Origin of the sequence: Paraburkholderia susongensis (assembly GCF_900177725.1) — a bacterium.
Classification (GTDB): Bacteria; Pseudomonadota; Gammaproteobacteria; order Burkholderiales; family Burkholderiaceae; genus Paraburkholderia; species Paraburkholderia susongensis.
Window position 1 is genome coordinate 144,296 of sequence record NZ_FXAT01000003.1, and the last position, 19,883, is coordinate 164,178.

The window sequence follows — 19,883 nt, forward strand, 5'->3', positions numbered from 1 at the left end:
ATCAAAACCCGACCGTCACGCCGGCTGCTGTTGCACCGGGTTCTGATCGGCCGCCTGCAGGCGCGCGACGACTTCCTTGCGGTAGCGGTTCAGTTCCTGCGCCGTGTTGAACGTGCGCTCGAACAGCAGCGACAGGTTGTGCAGAATGCGCTCGACCACCTTCTTTTCCCAGCCGTCGTCGAAACGGATCTGCTCGTCGAGCCAGCGCTCGAGCCATTCCGGATCGGGCAGGCGCGATTGAATCGTGTCGCGCGGAAAGAGCGCCTGGTTCACGTGCAGGTTGGTGGGATGCAGCGGCTTTTCGGTGCGGCGCGCGGACGCCATCAGCACGCCGATCTTCGCGAATGCGGCACGCGCGATGTCGCCGGTTTGCGCCATCGCCTTCTTCATGTAGCGCAGATACGCGCCGCCATGGCGCGCTTCGTCGCGCGAAATGGTTTCGTAGATGTGCTTGATGACCGGCTCGGTATGCCATTCGGCGGCACGGCGATACCAGTGATTGAGGCGGATTTCTCCGCAGAAGTGCAGCATCAGCGTTTCGAGCGGGGGCGCGGGATCGAATTCGAAGCGCACCGCGTGCAGCTCTTCCTCGGTCGGGCATAGTTCGGGCTTGAAGCGGCGCAGATATTCCATCAGCACCAGCGAGTGCTTCTGCTCCTCGAAGAACCACACGCTCATGAACGCGGAGAAATCGCTGTCGTGATGGTTGTCACGCAGAAACATTTCCGTGGCGGGTAGCGCCGACCATTCGGTGATCGCGTTCATCTTGATCGTCGCGGCCTGCTCGTCGGTCAAGAGCGATGCATCGAATTTGTCCCAGGGAATGTCCTTCTCCATGTCCCATCGAACGGATTCGAGCGATTTATAAAGTTCCGGATAAAGCATGGTGTTCATAGTCCCACCCCTGTTCTGCGCATACTGTGTGTGTCTGTTGCTGCTACGTGTAGCCGTTTTGCCTGCGACGAACGAGCGTGCTGTTGGTCGGCCAAGCCTTCAATTTTACGCGGTAATCGGCCGCCCATAAGCATCGGGAAGCAAAGAAGTCCGTGCGTTCGCACAGGAGCCTGAAGCATGAATCAGGCGCTGCGCGGCCAACCGTGGGTGAGGGATACCCTTTGCCTGAGGTCGAGCCAGCCTGCGTTGGAAACCGCACCGTCCAGCCCTGCGCCGGTGGTGCCGGCGGCAAATGACGCAAGGGCGGCGAGATTGGTTCTTTTCGGCGCGCGCCCCAAAGCCAGATAAGGCTTACACAATGATAGCACGCGGGCTTGACGGAACCTGTGACAGAGGCGGCCCGATCGCGCGATGGGCTTGACTTCTCTCAACAAAATGGGGAATGGGGGACGGGGAATCGGCGCGAGCCTGGGACCGGAAGACAAACTCGTTTTGCGGTGATGCGTGGAGCGGCGTGTTGAGGGGTTTGCGGATCCACAAACCATCGTGACAGGGTGCGCGGATTATCCGCTCACTCTTTGCCGCAGCCGTGTCGCCGCGCTCGTCGCCACGGCTGCGCTTGCTGCCATGGCGACCGCCCCGCCGCTCTGCTTAAAGCGATTTTTTCGGAGCCGATGCGCTCGCGCCCTCGTCGGCCGCACGCTTGGCCGACGTCGATGCACGCTTCGCGGCCGGCCGCCTGGCCGCGGGCTTCGCGCCTTGCGCACCGGCGTCTGGCGCGTCCGGCGCGTCGGCGGCGCCCGTCGATGCCGCCGTGCCTTGCGTACCTCCGCCGGCCGCCGCGGCCGCGACTCCTGGCTGCGTCATCGCGAACTGCGCGATCTGGTTGAACTGCGATTGCAGCAGATTCCACCACGCGGAGGCATCAAACGGTGGCGCCGCGGGCGTTTCCTCTCCGTTGTCGGCGGCGGGAGCCGCGCTCTGCGACGCCGGCTCGGCCGGCTCTGACCAACCGGGCGCGGGCGCAGGGCTCGGTGCGGGATTTGGCGCAAAGCCCGGCGCATGCCCCGGCGCGGCAGGCGACGCTGCCGGCTGCGCCATCGACGACTGCGCGAACGCGCCAAAAGCGCGCAAGGTCGCAAGCGTCGCGCGCTGCACTTCGAGCGCCTGGATCGCCGACTGCAGCATGCTCAGATTCAGCTTCAGCCATTGCTCGACCGCGCGCATGTCGGTGATGCGCTTGTCGAGTTCCTCGACGTTGGTGAGCGGCGCCATCATGTCGGACATCATCGACAGCGAAGGGCTGAGGCCACTGCCCTGCTGCGTACCGGACAACGCGGAGCCGAACGGCGACAGCCGCATCATGCCCCACATGCGATCGAGCATTTCAGCGGGCGGAAACCCCGGGAAGCCGGGAAAGGGCGGCGTGGAGCCAGTCGTGTCGGTCATGCTTGTCGCCTCAATGCTTGAAGATGTCGGGCGCGCGGAGCCGCGCGAGTTGTTTCGATCATACCGTGCGGGGCGGTGGATCAGGGGGCTCGTCCCCGGACGCTCCCCGCCACGGATCGCCCGCGCCGAAATCCGGCGCGCGCCGCTCGCGCAGCGAACTCAGCCCCTCTCGCACGTCTGGCCCCGCAAAGCCCATGAATTCGAGCGCAAGCGACGTATCGAACGCCGGCCCCGCCGTGCGCAGCCAGTTGTTCAGCGCGTACTTGGTCCAGCGGATCGCCGTCTGCGAGCCGTCGGCGAGTTTGCGCGCGACTTCGAACGCCTTGGGCAGCAGATCGTTTTCGTCGACGGCGAGCGACACGAGGCCGATGCGCTCCGCTTCCTCGCCGCTCACCGGCTCACAGAGCATCAGGTAATACTTGGCCTTCGCCATCCCGCACAACAGCGGCCAGACGATCGCCGCATGATCGCCCGCGGCGACGCCAAGACGCGTATGGCCGTCGATGATGCGCGCCGTCTTCGCCGCGATCGAAATATCGGCGAGCAGGCCGGCGACGAGGCCCGCGCCAACCGCGGGGCCGTGCATCGCCGAGACGATCGGCTTGCCGCAATTGATGACGTTGTAGACGAGGTCGCGCGCCTCGCGCCATACCCGCGCGCGTACCTCGAAGTCGTTCGCCATGTCTTCGACGAGTTGCAGGTCGCCGCCCGCCGAAAAGCCCTTGCCTTCGCCGCGAATGATCGCGACGCGCGTGTCGGGATCGCGGTCGATGTCGCGCCAGATCTCGGCGAGTTCGTAGTGCATGCGCGCATTCGCGGTGGCGAGAGCGCTGCGGTTCGCGCCCTCGCCGCTCATCACGATTTCGAGCACGCCATGCGGATGGCGATGCAACTGAAGCGAGCGGTAGTGGGCGTAATAGGCGTCGTTACGGTGAGGTGCGTCGGACATGGTGAGCGATCCATCGGTTGGTGTGGCCCGGTGCTGAGGCGTGCTGCTGTGCTGTACTGCGGTTTCAATGCGGCTGATAAACCCACTTCCCATTGCTGATCTCGACCATCACCCGCGCACGCTGATCGAGCCCAAGATGATCGGTCGCGCTCATGTTGACCACGCCGTTGGTATCCGCGAGACCATGCGTCGTTTCGAGCGCATCGCGCAACGCGCGGCGAAACTGTGGCGTACCCGGCGCGCCCGCCTTCAGCGCGACCGGTATCGCGTGATCGAGCAGCGCGCCCGCATCCCACGTGTACGAGCCGAACGCCGACACGCTGCCGGGCCCGTGTTGCGCCTCGAAGCGCGCGATGTAGTCGAGGGCGAGACGCCTCGCCGGATGATCCGCCGGCAACTGCGCGGCGACGAGCACCGGGCTCGCGGGCAGGAACGTCCCGTTGCAATCGGCGCCGCACACGCGTAGGAAGTCGTTGTTGCCGACGCCGTGATTGTGATAGATCAGCCCTTTGTAGCCGCGCTCGCGCAGCGTCTTCGGCGGCAGCGCCGCGGGCGTGCCGGCCGCGCCGACCACCACCGCATCCGGATGGGTCGCGAGAATCTTGAGCACCTGGCCCGTCACGCTCGGGTCCGTGCGATTGAAGCGCTCGCTCGCCACCATGTCGATGTGATGCAGTTGCGCGAACTTCGCGACTTCCGCATAGAAAGTCTCGCCGAGCGCGTCGGCCTGGCCGATGAACGCGATGGTTTTGACGCCGTGCGCGCTCGCATGCTCGGCAATCGCCGAGGCCATCATCGCGTCGGTCTGCGGGGTCTTGAACACCCAACGGCGTTTCGCGTCGACCGGCTCGATGATTTTCGCGGACGACGCGAGCGAGATCATCGGCGTTTCGCCTTCGGACACCACATCGATCATCGCGAGCGAATTCGGCGTGATCGACGAGCCGATGATCGCGTCGACGTGATTCTCCGAAATCAGCTTCTTGGTGTCCTGCACGGCCTGGGTCGTGTCGGATGCGTCGTCGAGCACGATGTACTCGACGCTCTGCCCGCCGATCTGCCTGGGCAGCAGCGCGACCGTGTCGCGCGCGGGAATGCCGAGCGACGCGGCCGGCCCGGTCAGCGACAGCACGAGACCGATCTTGACCTGCGCGAACGCCGTCAAAGGCAGCGCGCAGACGAGCGCGGCGCACAGCGTCGCGGCACGACGCGCGAAGCGCGCGGGCAACCCGCTTGCGCCGATGTTCGAGCTTGCGCTCACGTTCGCGCGCGCGGACCGCGCACGAACGCGCCGTTTTCCAGCTTCGAGGAAGTCAAATCGCGGCATGCTGTCTCCTCACGTCGGGTTTTCGTTCTGATGTGTTGCCGATGCGTTGCTGCATTCGATCTGCCGGCCGCGCCGGCCGTGCCGGTGCGCCAGTCAGTGTAGCCGCGCGTGAGAGCAGCGGCATCGGGCGAAACCCTTTCGCGGGCAGTGCCGCACAAAAGCGGGCGCGACCGGGTCAGCGCGCTGCCTCATCGAGCGGCGCGATGCTCTGCTCGATCGAACCGAAAATCGACTTGCCCGCTTCGTCGAACATTTCGATCTTCACGACGTCGCCGTACTGCATGAACCCGGTTTGCGGCGCGCCGTGCTCGATCGTTTCGAGGCAGCGTTTCTCGGCGATGCAGCAGTAGCCGCGCTTCGCATCCTTGTTCGACACCGTGCCCGAGCCGACGATCGAGCCGGCACGCAGATTGCGCGTCTTCGCCGCATGAGCGATCAGTTGACCGAAGTGAAACACCATGTCGGTGCCCGCGTCGGGCTGGCCGACCTTTTTGCCGTTCCAGTGGACGATCATCGGCCGATGCACGCGGCCTTCGCGCCAGTGCTCGCCGAGTTCGTCGGGCGTGACCGCGACCGGCGAGAACGAGGTGGCCGGCTTGCTCTGGAAGAAGCCGAAGCCCTTCGCGAGTTCGGCGGGAATCAGATTGCGCAGCGACACGTCGTTGACGAGCGTAATCAGCCGCACGCTGCGCAGGGCCTGCTCGGGCGCCGCGCCCATCGGCACATCGCCGGTGATGACGGCGACTTCCGCCTCGAAGTCGATGCCGAACGCTTCCGACGCGCACAGCACGTCGTCTTTCGGGCCGATGAAGTCGTCGCTGCCGCCCTGGTACATGAGCGGATCGGTCCAGAATTCCGGTGGCATCTCGGCGCCGCGCGCGCGCCGCACGAGTTCGACATGGTTCACGTACGACGAACCGTCGGCCCACTGGAACGCGCGCGGCAGCGGCGCCATGCAGTCTTTCGCGTCGAATGGAAAGCTGTTGCGCGCGCGGCCGAGGTTGAGCGCGTCGTAGAGGTCGTGCAGTTGCGGCGCGTAGAAGGCCCAGTCGTCGAGCACGCGCTGCAGCGTGGGCGCAATCGCGTCGGCGATGGCCGCGGTGTGCAGGTCGCGGGACACGACGATCAGTTGACCGTCGCGCGTGCCGTCCTTCAGCGAGGCAAGTTTCATAGAGCTGTGAACCGTGTGTTAGTGTCGATGGAAGGAATCTATTCTACGATGGTGAATCGGCGCGGCCCAGTTTGCGCGCCGCGCTGCTGTCGGGCGCGCCGTTACACGCGCATTTACCCGATCACCGAACACGCTTCCCGCGCCCCTTGCTCATGTCCGCCAACGCCCGCTCCGGTACGCTTCACAGCCACGCCAGCCACACCTCGCCCGATCCGCTCGACGCCGATCCGGCCGACACCGCCAGCACCGACGACGAAGCCGGCGAGCCCGGCGAGGAAAAACTGCGCTCGGGCATCCAGTCGATCGAAGTCGGCTTCAAACTGCTCGACGTGCTGACCCGCGAACCGCGCGCGATGATGCTGCGCGATCTCGCGCAGCGCGCGGGCATGAGCCCTGCGAAGGCACATCGCTATCTCGTGAGCTTTCTGCGTCTTGGCGTCGTCGCGCAGGACCCGCTGTCGGGCCGCTACGAACTGGGCGGCTTCGCGTTGCAACTGGGGCTCGCGCGGCTTGCGCGCGTCGACGGCGTGAAGCTCGCGCGCATCGCGCTCGCCGAATTGCGCGACCGGCTCGATCTGACCGTGGGCATCGCGGTATGGGGCAACCAGGGGCCGACCATGGTGCACTGGATGGAATCGAGCTATCCGGCCAAGGCCTCGCTGAAACTCGGCGACGTGATGCCGCTGCTCAGTTCAGCGACCGGTCTGCTGTTCGCCGCCTACATGCCGCCGGGCAAAATCGCCGCGATGCTCGAACGCGAGCTGGCCGACTCGCGCCGCTCGTCGTACAGCGGCGCTCCGCGTACGCGCGAAGAGGTCGACAAGGTGCTCGACGACGTGCGGGCACACGAGGCGGCGCGCGTCGAAGGCATGCTGCTGCCGACCATCCACGCGTTCTCCATGCCGGTATTCGATTCGACCGGCGAACTCGCGCTGGGCCTCGTCGCGCTCGGCCATGAAGGCGCGTTCGATATCCGCTGGGGCGGCGAGATCGATACCACCCTGCGCGAATGCGCGCAAAAGCTCTCATACGAACTCGGGTATAGCGCCACGCCGCGCAGCGACAACGGCTGACGCTTCGCCTCACCCATTCGCCCCACACATTCAATCGCCGATGGTTCCAGCTTCCGCCACCCGCCGCTCCGTTCGCATGCCGCCTGAAGGCAATGGGCGGTCACGCGGCGTGCGCGCCTTGCGCTGGATCGCGGTGCTCGCGGCGGTGGCGATTCTGCACTGGATCGGCGCGCAGTGGTTCGAGCGCAATCGCATGGATCTGACTCCGGCCGATCACGAGCATGTGCCGGTGCAGGTTGCGTTGCTGACGCCTGAGCGGGTCGAGCGCCAACCCGAACACCAGCCCGCCGCGCCGCCGCACGCGCCTGCGCCGGCTCCTGCGCACAGGCCTGTGGCGAGTCCGCCGCGCGAACACGTGCTGACCGCGTTGCAGCCTGCCAGGCCAAACACGCCCGCGCAAGCTCCGGCATCGGAAGTGGCTGCGAGCGCACCGGCCGCTGCCGCTGGACCTAATGCCAACGCCAACGTCAATGCCAACGCGAACGCCGCAGCCAGCGCGCCCGCCGCGGCGAGCGCACCGCAAGCCTCGAAGGGCGTGAAGTTTTCGGTGCCGCCGTCCGCCGAACTCGAATACGACACGTTCTACAACGGCGTGCGCAATCAGCCCGGCACGATCCACTGGGCCAGCAATCCACAGAGCTACGAAATGATCGTTTCGGTGCCGCTGCCATTCGTCGGTCCATTCGTGTTTTCGAGCCATGGCAGCATCGATGCGTTCGGTCTCGCGCCCGCGCAGTACAGCGAAAAGCGCGGCCGTCGCGCGGAAGACATTGCGATCTTCAATCGCACCGACAGAAAAATCGCCTTCACGCGCACACCCACGACGTTGCCGCTGCCCGACGGCGCGCAGGATCGCTTCAGCGTGGTGATGCAACTCGCGAGTCTCGTGCGTGGCGACCCTGACGCCTACAAGCCCGGTGTGACGCGGCAGTTTTTTGTCGTCGATAACGATAGTGGTGAGGACTGGCCGATCGAGACGATCGGCGACGAGACGATTCGCGCGGCGCAAGGCTACCTCGCAACACGCCATTTCAAACGCTTGCCCCGTCACGATGGCGACATGCGCCGCATCGACGTGTGGCTCGCGCCGTCGCTCGGCTGGCTGCCTGCGCGCATCCTGCAAACGGAGCCGAATGGCACGCAATTCGAACTCGTGTGGCGCGGCAAGCTTGGGCTCGATGGCGCGTCGCCGAATGGCGACGGCAATGGCGGTGCCGCTCCCGCGACGCCAGGCAACGCGCCCGCTTCGCCTGATAATCCGCCCGGCGGGTCCGGCAACACACCGGCGGCTACGCCAGGCAATGCGCCGACTGCTGCGCCAGCGCCAGGTAACGGTCCGGCGGGTCCGGCGGGTCCGGCGGCCGCCCCGGCAGTTATGCCCGACACCGCGCCCGCCGCCCCTGTCGACCCAACCGCGTCCGAAATCATCAAACCTTGAGCGTTCGAGGGCCAGGGCAAATTCGCCTGTGCAGCCTTGGGCATCCCCAGCTGGCTATTTCTGCAACGATTACACGGTATTACGCTATGACGTGCGCGGTCGCGCACGAAGCGTTCAGCGTGCGCGAACTGTCAGACGTTTTGCGAAGCAGCCCGACGCGCTCAGCCGCGCGCCGCCCGAACGCTTCGCGGCGACCTGCGAGGCTCTGCGCGATTTCGATCTGCGCGGCAGGCACGACACGGTCAGTTGCCCTACACTGACGGTAGCGGGCCGCCACGATACGGGCACGCCGTCTGCTGCCACGCAGGCGAGAGCGGACGCGCTCGAAGGCGCCCGCTCCTAGCCGTTCGATGCCGCGCATCTCGCGCCCATTGAGCAATCCCTCTGATTTGCTGCATTGCTTGAATCGTTTCTGGAGAGGCCGGTCTAACCGTTAGGTTCGGAATTTTTACAAGTGTCAAACCGAACCCACCCCTTGAATTCCATCACACACGCTCCACCTAGGCTGCAGAAAGGGCAGGAGCCCAACGGAAAGAAGGAGTGTCGCCATGCAAATGATTTACAACAGCCCCAACTATTGCGTTGTCGAGTTTCCGCCGCAGGAAGGCCTGATGGCCATGAAGTCGGGTGGCTATGAGATCGTCGACAAGAACATGCAGCGCGAAATCTATATCGACGGTGCGATGGCGGCGCGTTTTCGCGAGCATGTGCAGAAGCTGATCGAAGGCGAGCCCACGCTCGACGAGGTAGACGAATTCCTCGGCCAATTCGACAGCCTCATGCATCAACCCGTGGTTCTTCACTAACCTTATTCACTCATCGCAGGGTGGTTTTGGCTTAACGTTCTGGCGACATACATCGACCGCGCCGTCCGGTTCATCGGCGGCTTTCATCAGGCGGTCGGCAACAATGAAGCGGCCCGGCAGGCTTTTGTCTGCTGGGCCGTTTTTTATGGACTGCTTTGCGTGGGGCTTCGCGGCGGCCGCCCCACGCCGGGCGCATCCGCCCATCAGCGGCTACAATGACAGGTTTCCCGCAAACGCCGGCGCAAGCCCTCGTCCGCCATGAACCAGCCTGCTCAAACCGCCACGCCAGTCCGCTCCGAGCCCACCTACACGCGCGGCGCGGCGCTGCCCGCGCTCCTGAACTCGCGCATCCTGATTCTCGACGGCGCCATGGGCACGATGATCCAGCGCTACAAGCTCGACGAAGCCCGCTATCGCGGCGAGCGCTTCAAGGACTACGAGCGCGACATCAAGGGCAACAACGAACTGCTGTCGATCACGCAGCCGCAGATCATCGCCGAGATTCACGAGCAGTATCTGGCGGCGGGAGCGGACATCATCGAAACGAACACGTTCGGTGCGACCACGGTTGCGCAGGCCGACTACGGCATGGAAGCGCTTGCCATCGAGATGAATCTCGAATCGGCGAAGCTCGCGCGCGCCGCGTGCGACAAATACTCGACACCGGACAAGCCGCGCTTCGTCGCCGGCGCGATCGGACCGACGCCGAAAACCGCGAGCATTTCCCCGGACGTGAACGATCCGGGCGCGCGCAACGTGACCTTCGACGAACTGCACGCGGCCTATTACGAGCAGGCAAAAGCGCTGCTCGACGGTGGCGCGGATCTGTTCCTCGTCGAAACGATCTTCGACACGCTCAACGCCAAGGCCGCGCTCTTCGCGCTCGACGAACTGTTCGAAAACACCGGCGAGCGCCTGCCGATCATGATCTCGGGCACAGTCACGGACGCATCGGGCCGCATCCTGTCGGGCCAGACCGTCGAAGCGTTCTGGAACTCGCTGCGTCACGCGAAGCCGCTCACGTTCGGCCTGAACTGCGCGCTCGGCGCGGCGCTGATGCGCCCGTACATCGCCGAACTCGCGAAGCTCTGCGACACCTATGTGTCGTGCTATCCGAACGCAGGCCTGCCGAATCCGATGAGCGACACCGGCTTCGACGAACTGCCCGCCGATACCTCGGGCCTGCTCAAGGAATTCGCCGAAGCGGGTCTCGTGAATATCGCGGGCGGCTGCTGCGGCACGACGCCCGAGCACATCGCGGCCATCGCGAAGGCGCTCGCCGAACTGAAGCCGCGCAAATGGCCGGCTCACTATCGCGAGGCGGCCTGAACAACGGCCGCCGCGAACCGCTCCAGCCGCACGGCACGATACGAACGGCACGCGACACCCGCACGCCCCACGACGCCCCTTAACGCACGCACCGACTCGCACCCACGCCATGACCGAACACACCATGCGCCTTGCCGGCCTCGAGCCGTTCAACGTCACGTCCGGGACGCTCTTCATCAACGTCGGCGAACGCACCAACGTGACCGGCTCGAAGGCGTTCGCGCGAATGATCCTGAACAATCAGTTCGACGAAGCACTTGCCGTCGCGCGCCAGCAGGTCGAAAACGGCGCACAGGTGATCGACGTGAACATGGACGAGGCGATGCTCGACTCCCAGGCGGCGATGGTGCGCTTCATGAATCTGATCGCCTCGGAGCCGGACATCGCGCGTGTGCCGATCATGATCGACTCGTCGAAATGGGACGTGATCGAAGCGGGTCTGAAATGCGTGCAAGGCAAGGCGATCGTCAACTCGATCTCGCTGAAGGAAGGCAAGGAGCAGTTCGTTCATCACGCGAAGCTGATTCGCCGCTACGGCGCGGCCAGCGTCGTGATGGCCTTCGACGAACAGGGCCAGGCCGACACGTTCGCGCGCAAGACCGAGATCTGCAAACGTTCGTACGACATCCTCGTGAACGAAGTGGGCTTTCCGCCTGAAGACATCGTCTTCGATCCGAACATCTTCGCGGTCGCGACCGGCATCGAGGAGCACAACAACTACGCGGTCGACTTCATCAACGCGACCCGCTGGATCAAGCAGAACCTGCCGTACGCGAAGGTGAGCGGCGGCGTGTCGAACGTGTCGTTCTCGTTCCGCGGCAACGACCCGGTGCGCGAGGCGATCCACACCGTGTTCCTGTATCACGCGATCCAGGCGGGCATGGACATGGGCATCGTCAACGCGGGCCAGCTCGGCGTGTATGCGGACCTCGATCCTGAATTGCGCGAGCGCGTCGAAGACGTGGTGCTGAATCGCCGTGAAGACGGCACCGACCGTCTGCTCGAAATCGCCGACAAGTTCAAGACCGGCGCCGCGAAGAAGGAAGAGAACCTCGAGTGGCGCAACCAGCCGGTCGAAAAGCGTCTCGCGCATGCGCTCGTGCTCGGCATCACGAACTTCATCGTCGAAGACACCGAGGAAGTGCGCGCGAAGATCGCCGCCGCGGGCGGGCGCCCGATCAGCGTGATCGAAGGCCCGCTGATGGACGGCATGAACATCGTCGGCGACCTGTTCGGCCAAGGCAAGATGTTCCTGCCGCAGGTCGTGAAGTCGGCGCGCGTGATGAAACAAGCGGTCGCGCATCTGATCCCGTTCATCGAGGAAGAAAAGCGCCAGCTCGCAGCCGCCGGCGGCGACGTGCGCGCGAAGGGCAAGATCGTCATCGCGACCGTGAAGGGCGACGTGCACGACATCGGCAAGAACATCGTGTCGGTCGTGCTCCAGTGCAATAACTTCGAAGTGGTCAACATGGGCGTGATGGTCCCGTGCAGCGAGATTCTCGCGAAGGCGAAGGTCGAGGGCGCGGACATCATCGGGCTGTCGGGGCTCATCACGCCGAGCCTCGAGGAAATGGCCTACGTCGCTTCGGAAATGCAGCGCGACGACTACTTCCGCGTGAAGAAGATTCCGCTGCTGATCGGCGGCGCGACGACCTCGCGCGTGCACACCGCGGTGAAGATCGCGCCGCATTACGAAGGCCCGGTCGTCTACGTGCCGGACGCGTCGCGCTCGGTGTCCGTCGCGTCGAGCCTCCTGTCCGACGAGGGCGCGGCGAAGTACATCGACGATCTGAACACCGACTACAACCGCATCCGCGACCAGCACGCGAACAGGAAAGCGCAGCCGATGGTCACGCTCGCCGAAGCGCGCGCGAACAAAACGAAAATCGATTGGGCGGGCTACCAGCCGGTCAAGCCGAAGTTCATCGGCCGGCGCGTGTTCAAGAACTTCGATCTGAACGAACTCGCGAACTACATCGACTGGGGGCCGTTCTTCCAGACGTGGGATCTCGCCGGCCCGTATCCAGCGATCCTCAACGACGAGATCGTCGGCGAATCGGCGCGGCGCGTGTTCTCGGACGGCAAGTCGATGCTCGCGCGCCTCATTCAGGGCCGCTGGCTGCAGGCCAATGGCGTGATTGCGCTGCTGCCGGCCAACACCGTGAACGACGACGACATCGAAATCTACAAGGACGAATCGCGTACCGAAGTCGCGCTGACATGGCGCAACCTGCGCCAGCAGAGCGTGCGGCCGGTCGTGGACGGCGTGATGCGGCCGAACCGCTCGCTCGCCGACTTCATCGCGCCGAAGGACTCGGGCGTGGCCGACTACATCGGCATGTTCGCGGTGACAGCAGGGCTCGGCGTCGACGTGAAGGAGCGCCAGTTCGAGAAGGATCACGACGACTACAGCGCGATCATGCTCAAGGCGCTCGCGGACCGCTTCGCCGAAGCGTTTGCCGAGGCGATGCATGCGCGCGTGCGGCGCGACCTGTGGGGCTACGCGAACAGCGAAAACCTCTCCAACGACGAGCTGATCCACGAAAAGTATCGCGGCATTCGTCCGGCGCCAGGCTACCCGGCCTGCCCGGACCACCTTGTCAAGCGCGACATGTTCGACGTGCTGCAAGCGGGCGAAATCGGCATGAGCGTGACCGAATCTCTCGCGATGCTGCCGGCGGCGAGCGTCTCGGGCTTCTATCTCGCGCATCCGGACAGCACCTATTTCTCGGTCGGCAAGATCGGCCCGGATCAGCTCGATGACTACGCGCAACGCATGGCGCTGTCGAAGGCGGACGCCGAACGCGCGTTGGCGCCGTTGCTGTAAGCGGCGGTGCAGGGCGTGGCCGGACGCTCCGCCGCGTGACCCGGCGCGGCGCGCCACCCACTATATCGGCCCCGAAAGGCTGAATATTTGCGCCAGCGGAATTTTCGGCTTTGTAGACTGAGTCGGCTTTCACCCTGTCAGGCGCGACCAGAACGCGCCGGCTCATCGAGGTTGCAACCGTCAACGGAGAAAATCGTATGAAGAAGCTGACGCTGTTATTGACCGCTGTTTCGCTGGCCGCGGGCGCTTCCGTAGCGCTCGCGCAGCCCGCCGCGCCGGGTGGATCGAGCGCGGTCAGCTCGTACTCGGCGCCGACCGAGGCGCACGTGAAGAAGCCGAAGAAGAAGAAAATGAAGAAGGGCGAGTCCGCATCGGCGACCGCGCCGGCGGCAGCCGCGAGCCAATAAGCGGCGCAACGAGCAGCGCGGCCCGCTCGGACCTTTGAATGACGAAGAGCCCGCATCGAGCGGGCTCTTTTTCTTTGCTGCGCTGAACTGCCGAACATCCGCACCGAAGAGCCGCACCGGGGACCATCGCGCCGCGGCGCCCGGCATTCAGCCCCGCCGCGCGGGAATCACAGCCCCCAGACGATATCCGCGTTTTCCTTCTGCGCCGCACGCAGCATGTCGAGGAACGGATATGCGCGCTGCGCGAGTCCCGGCGGAATCTCGTGATGCTCGTGGTCGTCCTCGCCTTCGTGGAAATGGCCGTCGTGCTCGGCGCGCTCCCGCTTGTCGAAGGTGATCGCCGCTTCGAGCTTCTCGATGGCTGAGCCCAGTTCCTCGTGAGTGATAACGCCCCGCTCCCCAAGGCGCTTGCCAACAATGCCGACGAGATACTGAGCGAGATTCTCCAGCATCATCACGTCCGGACTAGCGTGGCACTTGAAAGTAATCAGCATGACTGTTCCCTGTTTCATTATGTCGGGTTGACGCACGAGCGGCCCGAGGGCCGCGCCAGCGCGCACATGACGCGGCTCACCGTGCAGGCGCGGCGGCCACGGCCCCTGTCGGGCATCTCATTGAACATATTAGCACCTGCTAAAATCCGTCTGAACGGAAAAGCGCGCCGCCATGCGCCGCGTGCAGCGAAGCTGCGACGAGCCTACGCAAGTGCACGGCCGGGGGTGGCGAAGTCATGGGCCGCAACGCGCATGCCACGCGAGCGAACTCAACGGCCAGTCGCCGTGCGTTGCCCGCTGCGCCGCATCGCGGGTAACGCTGCGGGTGAAGCACCTGCGGCACCTGCCGGCGCCCGGCATGAGCGCCGCGACGCTCGCCGCAACGCTTTCCATGCTCCCGACACCGGCCACGGCCGGCGCCTCTTTCGCCTTACCGGATTGCCTCACTGGACTTGCAACAAGCATGCTGCCCGCACATAAACAAACTCTCGAAACACTGCTCGCCGAGACGGTGAAGCAGGTCGCGCTCGCCACGCAAGGCGCGAGCGAAGCCGCTTTCGTATCGCCCGGCATCGCGCTCGAGCGCCCGAAAGTCGCCGCGCACGGCGACGTCGCCTGCAACGTCGCGATGCAGCTCGCCAAGCCGCTGCGCGCCAATCCGCGCCAGCTCGCGCAACAGATCGTCGACGCGCTGCTCGCGCATCCACAGGCCAAGGGCCTCGTCGAAACCGCCGAAGTGGCGGGCCCCGGCTTCATCAACCTGCGCCTCACGGCCGCGGCCAAGCAGGGCGTGATCGCCACTGTGCTCGCCGAAAAGAACGCCTACGGCCGCTCGCAGCGCGACGCCGGCAAGCACGTGCTGATCGAGTTCGTGTCGGCCAACCCGACCGGACCGCTGCACGTCGGCCACGGCCGCCAGGCCGCGCTCGGCGACGCGCTCGCCAACGTGCTGGCCTCGCAGGGCTGGGACGTGCACCGCGAGTTCTACTACAACGACGCCGGCGTGCAGATCCACACGCTCGCGCTGTCGACCCAGGCGCGCGCGCGCGGCCTCGCCCCCGGCGACGCAGGCTGGCCCGCGTCGGCCTACAACGGCGAGTACATCGCCGACATCGCGCGGGACTACCTGAACGGCGTCACGGTCGAGGCGAGCGACGGCGCGCCCGTCACCGGCGCGCGCGACGTCGAGGACCTCGAGGCGATTCGCCGCTTCGCGGTCGCGTACCTGCGCCGCGAGCAGGACATGGACCTGCAGGCGTTCGGCGTGAAGTTCGACCAGTACTACCTGGAATCGTCGCTATACACGGAAGGCCGCGTCGAGAAAACCGTGCAGGCGCTGATCGCCGCCGGCAAGACCTACGAGCAGGAAGGCGCGCTGTGGCTGCGCACCACCGACGACGGCGACGACAAAGACCGCGTCATGCGCAAGACCGACGGCACCTACACGTACTTCGTGCCGGACGTCGCCTATCACGTCGCGAAGTGGGAACGCGGCTTCACCAAGGTCATCAACGTGCAGGGCTCGGACCACCACGGCACGATCGCGCGCGTGCGCGCGGGCCTGCAAGGTCTCGGCATCGGCATTCCGAAGGGTTACCCCGACTACATCCTGCACAAGATGGTCACGGTCATGCGCAACGGTGAGGAAGTGAAAATCTCCAAGCGCGCCGGCAGCTACGTGACGGTGCGCGACCTGATCGAATGGTCGGGCGGCGCGACGCCGGGCTCGGAAGCGGCGGTCGATCTGATCGACGAGGAAACGATTCGCCGCGGCCGCGACGCGGTGCGCTTCTTCCTGATCTCGCGCAAGGCGGACACGGAATTCGTGTTCGACATCGACCTCGCGTTGAAACAGAACGACGAGAATCCGGTCCACTACGTGCAGTACGCGCATGCGCGCATCTGCTCGGTGATCGCCGAGTGCAACACGCGCTACGGTCTCGACGAAAGCACGCTCGCGAGCGTCGATCTGGCACCGCTCACGAGCGAGCGCGCCATGGCGCTGCTCAACAAGCTCGCCGAGTTCCCGGACATGCTCCAGCACGCCGCCGACGAACTCGCGCCGCACGCGGTCGCGTTCTATCTGCGCGACCTCGCAGGGGAATTCCACTCGTTCTACAATGACAGAGCCGAGCGTGTGCTGGTCGACGATGCGGCCGAGCGCAATGCACGCGTCGCGCTGCTCGCGGCCACGCGCCAGGTGCTGGCCAACGGTCTCGCGACGATTGGCGTCTCCGCTCCCGTCAAGATGTAACTCCTCCGGCGCAACATGCACGCGGCCGTCGTTATAATCGGCGGCCGTTCCTGGATTCTTTTTGCAGGTGATTCGTACGATGGCAAAACCACGCCGCACAACAAAGCAATCGAAGCAAACCGGGGGCACGTTTCTCGGTATCGTGCTAGGCCTGATCGTCGGCCTGGCGATCGCGGTAGTGGTGGCGCTGTATATCACCCGTGCGCCCACGCCGTTCGTCTCGAAGGTCGCGCCGCCCGCTACGCCTGACAACGGCGCGAGCCAGGCGCAATACGACCCGAACCGTCCGCTGCAAGGCAAGACGCCGGGCCAGCCGGTGCCGCAGGCCGCGCAACCCGCGCCGCCGAACACCGCGCCGGGCCAGACCAATGCGCAAACCCAGTCGGGCATGCTCGAAGAGCCGCAGATCGTCGAAGTGCCGCCGTCGGCCGGCAATGCGAACAACAACGGCACGGCGGTCGCGCCGAAGCCCGCGCAAGACAATGGCACCGGCGGAATCGTCGAGCCGGCCCCGGTGAAGAAGCCGCAGGCATCGAGCGCGCCGGCCACCACCACCGCGGCCAACACGCCCAACGCGAAGCCGGGTTTGCCCGCCGTGCCGTCGCCAGGCGACGCGAACACCGGCTACTTCCTGCAGGTGGGCGCCTACAAGACCGCCGCCGACGCCGAACAGCAGCGCGCGCGCCTCGCGTTCCAGGGCTTCGAATCGAAGGTAACGCAGCGCGACGCGGGCGGCGTGACGTACTACCGCGTGCGCATCGGGCCGTTCTCGAAGTTCGAGGACATGAATTCGAGCCGTCAGCGTCTGTCGGACGCGGGCGTCGACACCGCTGTGATCCGCTTCACCAAACAATAAGCAAACGGTAACGCAGGCGCGCGCGGCCGCCGAACTATCGGCGCGCGGCGCGTGTCACAAGCACGATGGCCGCCCCGCATGACAGCAGCGGTCACGCCGAATCCGAAAAACGGTGACGGGCATTTGCGTGGCGTCACCGTTCTACCGCCTACCTGGGTCAACACAACATGAAAAAACTGCTGAGCATTCTGTTTCTCTCGTTGGGCCTCGTCGCCGCCACGGCGCACGCGTCCCCGACCGCGCCGGTCGCCGGCAAGGACTACACCGTGCTGGCCTCGCCGCAGCCCACCGACGTGCCGGCGGGCAAGATCGAAGTCACCGAGTTCTTCTGGTACGGCTGCCCGCACTGCAACGAATTCAACCCGTTCCTCGAAGCATGGGTGAAGAAGCAGGCTCCGGACGTCGTGTTCCGCCGCGTGCCGGTCGCCTTCCGCGACGACTTCATCCCGCACTCGAAGATGTACCACGCGCTCGACGCGCTCGGCCTCGCCAACGAACTCACGCCGAAGGTCTTCAACGAAATCCACGTCAACAAGGACTATCTGCTGACGCCGGAAGACCAGGTCAAATTCCTCTCGAAGCTCGGCGTCGATCCGAAGAAGTACATGGAAGCGTACAACTCGTTCTCCACGCAAAGCGCGCTGCAGAAGGACAAGAAGCTGCTCGACGACTACAGGATCGACGGCGTGCCGACGCTCGCGGTGCAGGGCAAGTATGAAACCGGTCCGGCCGCGACCAACAGCTTGCCGGGCACGATCCAGGTGCTCGACTACCTGGTCGCACAGGTCCGCGCCAAGAAGATGTAAAAACGAGGCGCCGGAATGACTTCATCGCTGAAGGTTTTCATTACCGGCGCTTCGAGCGGCATCGGCCTCGCGCTCGCCGGCGAATACGCCCGGCGCGGCGCGATTCTCGGCCTCGTTGCCCGCCGCGGCGATGCGCTCGCCGCCTTCCAGCAGTCCCATCCCCAGAACACCGTCTCGATCTACCCCGTCGACGTGCGCGACGCGGAGGCACTCGCCGATGCGGCCGCGCAGTTCATCGCGCAGCACGGCCAGCCCGACATCGTGATCGCCAATGCCGGCATCAGCCGCGGCGCGCTCACCGGTCACGGCGACCTGCGCACGTTCCGCGAAGTGATGGACATCAACTACTTCGGCATGGTCGCGACGTTCGAGCCGTTCGCCGCCGCGATGGCGGCCGCGAGGCACGGCACGCTGGTCGGCATTGCGAGCGTCGCGGGCGTGCGCGGCTTACCGGGCTCGGGCGCGTATAGCGCGTCGAAGTCGGCGGCGCTCAAGTATCTCGAGGCGTTGCGCGTCGAGATGCGGCCGCAGGGCGTCGGCGTCGTGACGATCGCGCCCGGCTATATCCGCACGCCGATGACCGAGCACAACCCGTACTCGATGCCGTTCATCATGGACGCGGACCGGTTCGCGGTGAAAGTCGCGCAGGCGGTCGAACGGCAGACCGCGTTCGCGGTGTTCCCGTGGCAGATGCGCATTGCCGCGATGCTGCTGCACGTGCTGCCGCGCTGGCTCTACGACCGCGTGTTCGAACGCGCGCCGCGCAAGCCGCGCGCCGCCACCGAGTAGACCATGCAGCCCCGCGCGGTCGATGCAGCCGGCGTCGCGCACGACCTCGCAGGCGCCGATGCGCGCATCGTCTCGCTCGTGCCGAGCATCACCGAAACGCTGTTCGCGCTCGGCCTCGAGCGGCAGATCGTCGGGCGCACGGGCTTTTGCGTGCATCCGCATGACAAGGTGCGCGCAGTGAGCAAGGTCGGCGGCACCAAGGCCGTGAAGCTCGATGCGATCCGCGCGCTGCACCCCACTCACCTGATCGTCAACGTCGACGAAAACGAGCGCGACACCGTCGAGCAATTGCGCGCGTTCGTGCCGCACATCGTCGTCACGCATCCGCAAACGCCGCGCGATAACCTCGCGCTCTACGCGCTGCTCGGCGCGATCTTCGGCCGCGAAGAGGACGCGCGGCGTCTCGCCGCCGCGCTCGAAGCGCGCCTGCAGGAAGCCGCTGCTCACAGCTTCGCCGCGCAGAACGTGCTGTACCTGATCTGGCGCGAGCCGTGGATGACGGTCGCGCGCGACACCTACATCGCCGCGATGCTGCGGCTCGTGAGCTGGCGCACGCTGCCCGACGTGCAAGGCGGCATCAAGGGCGCGGCGCGTTATCCCGCGATCGGCTTCGACGACGCGCCGTGGCTCGGCGAGATCGATCGCGTTTTGCTCGCGAGCGAACCGTATCGCTTCACGCCCGCGCATCGCGATGCGCTCGCGCGCGATCCGCGCATGGCCGGCAAGCGCATCGAACTGATCGATGGCGAGATGACCTCGTGGTACGGCGTGCGCGCGATCGACGGCATCGGCTATCTGTTGCGGCAAGCCGCAGCGGCCTGAGCGATAGCGCGCCACATATGAATATGTGGATTAAATTGTTGTCGCTACCCGGTCCCTTCGATAAGCTTTCGCGAAGGCGCGCCGCCAGCAAAGCTTAGGGCCCATACCTGGGATCGCCCCGGTCTGTACGCTGGCGCCGGGAACGTATCACAATCGTGGCGACGCCCGCGCCCATCCCGCGTCGCCGCCATA

At 65.5% G+C, this 19,883-nt stretch carries 17 protein-coding genes and 1 pseudogene; 12 read left to right on the forward strand and 6 right to left on the reverse strand.

Annotation, left to right across the window (positions count from 1 at the left end; translation table 11 throughout):
• Positions 1–15 precede the first annotated feature (15 nt).
• The 5 genes from B9Z01_RS09800 to B9Z01_RS09820 form a co-directional block, all read right to left on the reverse strand.
• Positions 16–894 (reverse strand): ferritin family protein, encoded by an 879-nt coding sequence (locus tag B9Z01_RS09800; protein ID WP_085482384.1) that lies wholly within the window; start codon positions 892–894, stop codon positions 16–18.
• Between the two features lie 651 nt (positions 895–1,545).
• Positions 1,546–2,343 carry a PhaM family polyhydroxyalkanoate granule multifunctional regulatory protein gene (locus B9Z01_RS09805; protein WP_085482386.1) on the reverse strand — a complete coding sequence of 266 codons (798 nt, stop codon included), beginning with the start codon at positions 2,341–2,343 and terminating at the stop codon, positions 1,546–1,548.
• 58 nt (positions 2,344–2,401) lie between these two features.
• Positions 2,402–3,292 carry an enoyl-CoA hydratase/isomerase family protein gene (locus tag B9Z01_RS09810; RefSeq protein ID WP_085482387.1) on the reverse strand — a complete coding sequence of 297 codons (891 nt, stop codon included), beginning with the start codon at positions 3,290–3,292 and terminating at the stop codon, positions 2,402–2,404.
• A gap of 64 nt (positions 3,293–3,356) precedes the next feature.
• Positions 3,357–4,619 carry an ABC transporter substrate-binding protein gene (locus B9Z01_RS09815; protein ID WP_085482389.1) on the reverse strand — a complete coding sequence of 421 codons (1,263 nt, stop codon included), beginning with the start codon at positions 4,617–4,619 and terminating at the stop codon, positions 3,357–3,359.
• A 175-nt stretch (positions 4,620–4,794) separates the two neighbouring features.
• Positions 4,795–5,790, reverse strand: a complete 996-nt coding sequence (locus B9Z01_RS09820) for a fumarylacetoacetate hydrolase family protein (protein ID WP_085482391.1) — start codon at positions 5,788–5,790, stop codon at positions 4,795–4,797.
• A 152-nt stretch (positions 5,791–5,942) separates the two neighbouring features.
• Between B9Z01_RS09820 and B9Z01_RS09825 the strand changes: the two genes are divergently transcribed.
• From B9Z01_RS09825 to B9Z01_RS09855, 7 genes and pseudogenes are all read left to right on the forward strand, one after another.
• Positions 5,943–6,863, forward strand: a complete 921-nt coding sequence (locus B9Z01_RS09825) for an IclR family transcriptional regulator (protein WP_085482393.1) — start codon at positions 5,943–5,945, stop codon at positions 6,861–6,863.
• Between the two features lie 40 nt (positions 6,864–6,903).
• Positions 6,904–8,301: a DUF3108 domain-containing protein gene (locus tag B9Z01_RS09830; RefSeq protein WP_085482395.1), complete on the forward strand. Its 1,398-nt coding sequence runs from the start codon at positions 6,904–6,906 to the stop codon at positions 8,299–8,301.
• A 166-nt stretch (positions 8,302–8,467) separates the two neighbouring features.
• A pseudogene (locus B9Z01_RS36870) lies at positions 8,468–8,689 on the forward strand (alpha/beta fold hydrolase); the annotation flags it as partial.
• A gap of 160 nt (positions 8,690–8,849) precedes the next feature.
• On the forward strand, positions 8,850–9,107 hold the full coding sequence (locus B9Z01_RS09840) for a BTH_I0359 family protein (RefSeq protein WP_085482397.1): 258 nt from the start codon (positions 8,850–8,852) through the stop codon (positions 9,105–9,107).
• 258 nt (positions 9,108–9,365) lie between these two features.
• Entirely contained in the window at positions 9,366–10,436 is a 1,071-nt protein-coding gene (locus B9Z01_RS09845; RefSeq protein ID WP_085482399.1) for a homocysteine S-methyltransferase family protein, read from the forward strand.
• Positions 10,420–13,263 carry a methionine synthase gene (gene metH, locus B9Z01_RS09850; protein WP_275937501.1) on the forward strand — a complete coding sequence of 948 codons (2,844 nt, stop codon included), beginning with the start codon at positions 10,420–10,422 and terminating at the stop codon, positions 13,261–13,263. Before B9Z01_RS09845 ends, metH begins: the two co-directional genes overlap by 17 nt.
• Positions 13,264–13,460: 197 nt before the next feature.
• Positions 13,461–13,670: an acid-shock protein gene (locus tag B9Z01_RS09855; protein WP_085482403.1), complete on the forward strand. Its 210-nt coding sequence runs from the start codon at positions 13,461–13,463 to the stop codon at positions 13,668–13,670.
• A 167-nt stretch (positions 13,671–13,837) separates the two neighbouring features.
• Here the strand turns inward: B9Z01_RS09855 and B9Z01_RS09860 are convergent, their stop codons facing one another.
• Positions 13,838–14,164 (reverse strand): DUF1840 domain-containing protein, encoded by a 327-nt coding sequence (locus B9Z01_RS09860; protein WP_085482405.1) that lies wholly within the window; start codon positions 14,162–14,164, stop codon positions 13,838–13,840.
• A 463-nt stretch (positions 14,165–14,627) separates the two neighbouring features.
• On the opposite strand from B9Z01_RS09860, the gene argS reads away from it, so the two are divergent.
• The 5 genes from argS to B9Z01_RS09885 all read left to right on the forward strand — a co-directional run bounded on the left by argS (position 14,628) and on the right by B9Z01_RS09885 (position 19,691).
• Positions 14,628–16,418, forward strand: a complete 1,791-nt coding sequence (argS, locus tag B9Z01_RS09865) for an arginine--tRNA ligase (protein ID WP_085482407.1) — start codon at positions 14,628–14,630, stop codon at positions 16,416–16,418.
• A 79-nt stretch (positions 16,419–16,497) separates the two neighbouring features.
• Positions 16,498–17,274 carry an SPOR domain-containing protein gene (locus tag B9Z01_RS09870; protein ID WP_244195973.1) on the forward strand — a complete coding sequence of 259 codons (777 nt, stop codon included), beginning with the start codon at positions 16,498–16,500 and terminating at the stop codon, positions 17,272–17,274.
• Between the two features lie 167 nt (positions 17,275–17,441).
• Positions 17,442–18,080: a thiol:disulfide interchange protein DsbA/DsbL gene (locus tag B9Z01_RS09875; RefSeq protein ID WP_085482411.1), complete on the forward strand. Its 639-nt coding sequence runs from the start codon at positions 17,442–17,444 to the stop codon at positions 18,078–18,080.
• A 15-nt stretch (positions 18,081–18,095) separates the two neighbouring features.
• On the forward strand, positions 18,096–18,869 hold the full coding sequence (locus tag B9Z01_RS09880; protein ID WP_085482413.1) for an SDR family oxidoreductase: 774 nt from the start codon (positions 18,096–18,098) through the stop codon (positions 18,867–18,869).
• Between the two features lie 3 nt (positions 18,870–18,872).
• Positions 18,873–19,691, forward strand: a complete 819-nt coding sequence (locus B9Z01_RS09885; RefSeq protein WP_085482415.1) for a helical backbone metal receptor — start codon at positions 18,873–18,875, stop codon at positions 19,689–19,691.
• Positions 19,692–19,883: the final 192 nt, after the last annotated feature.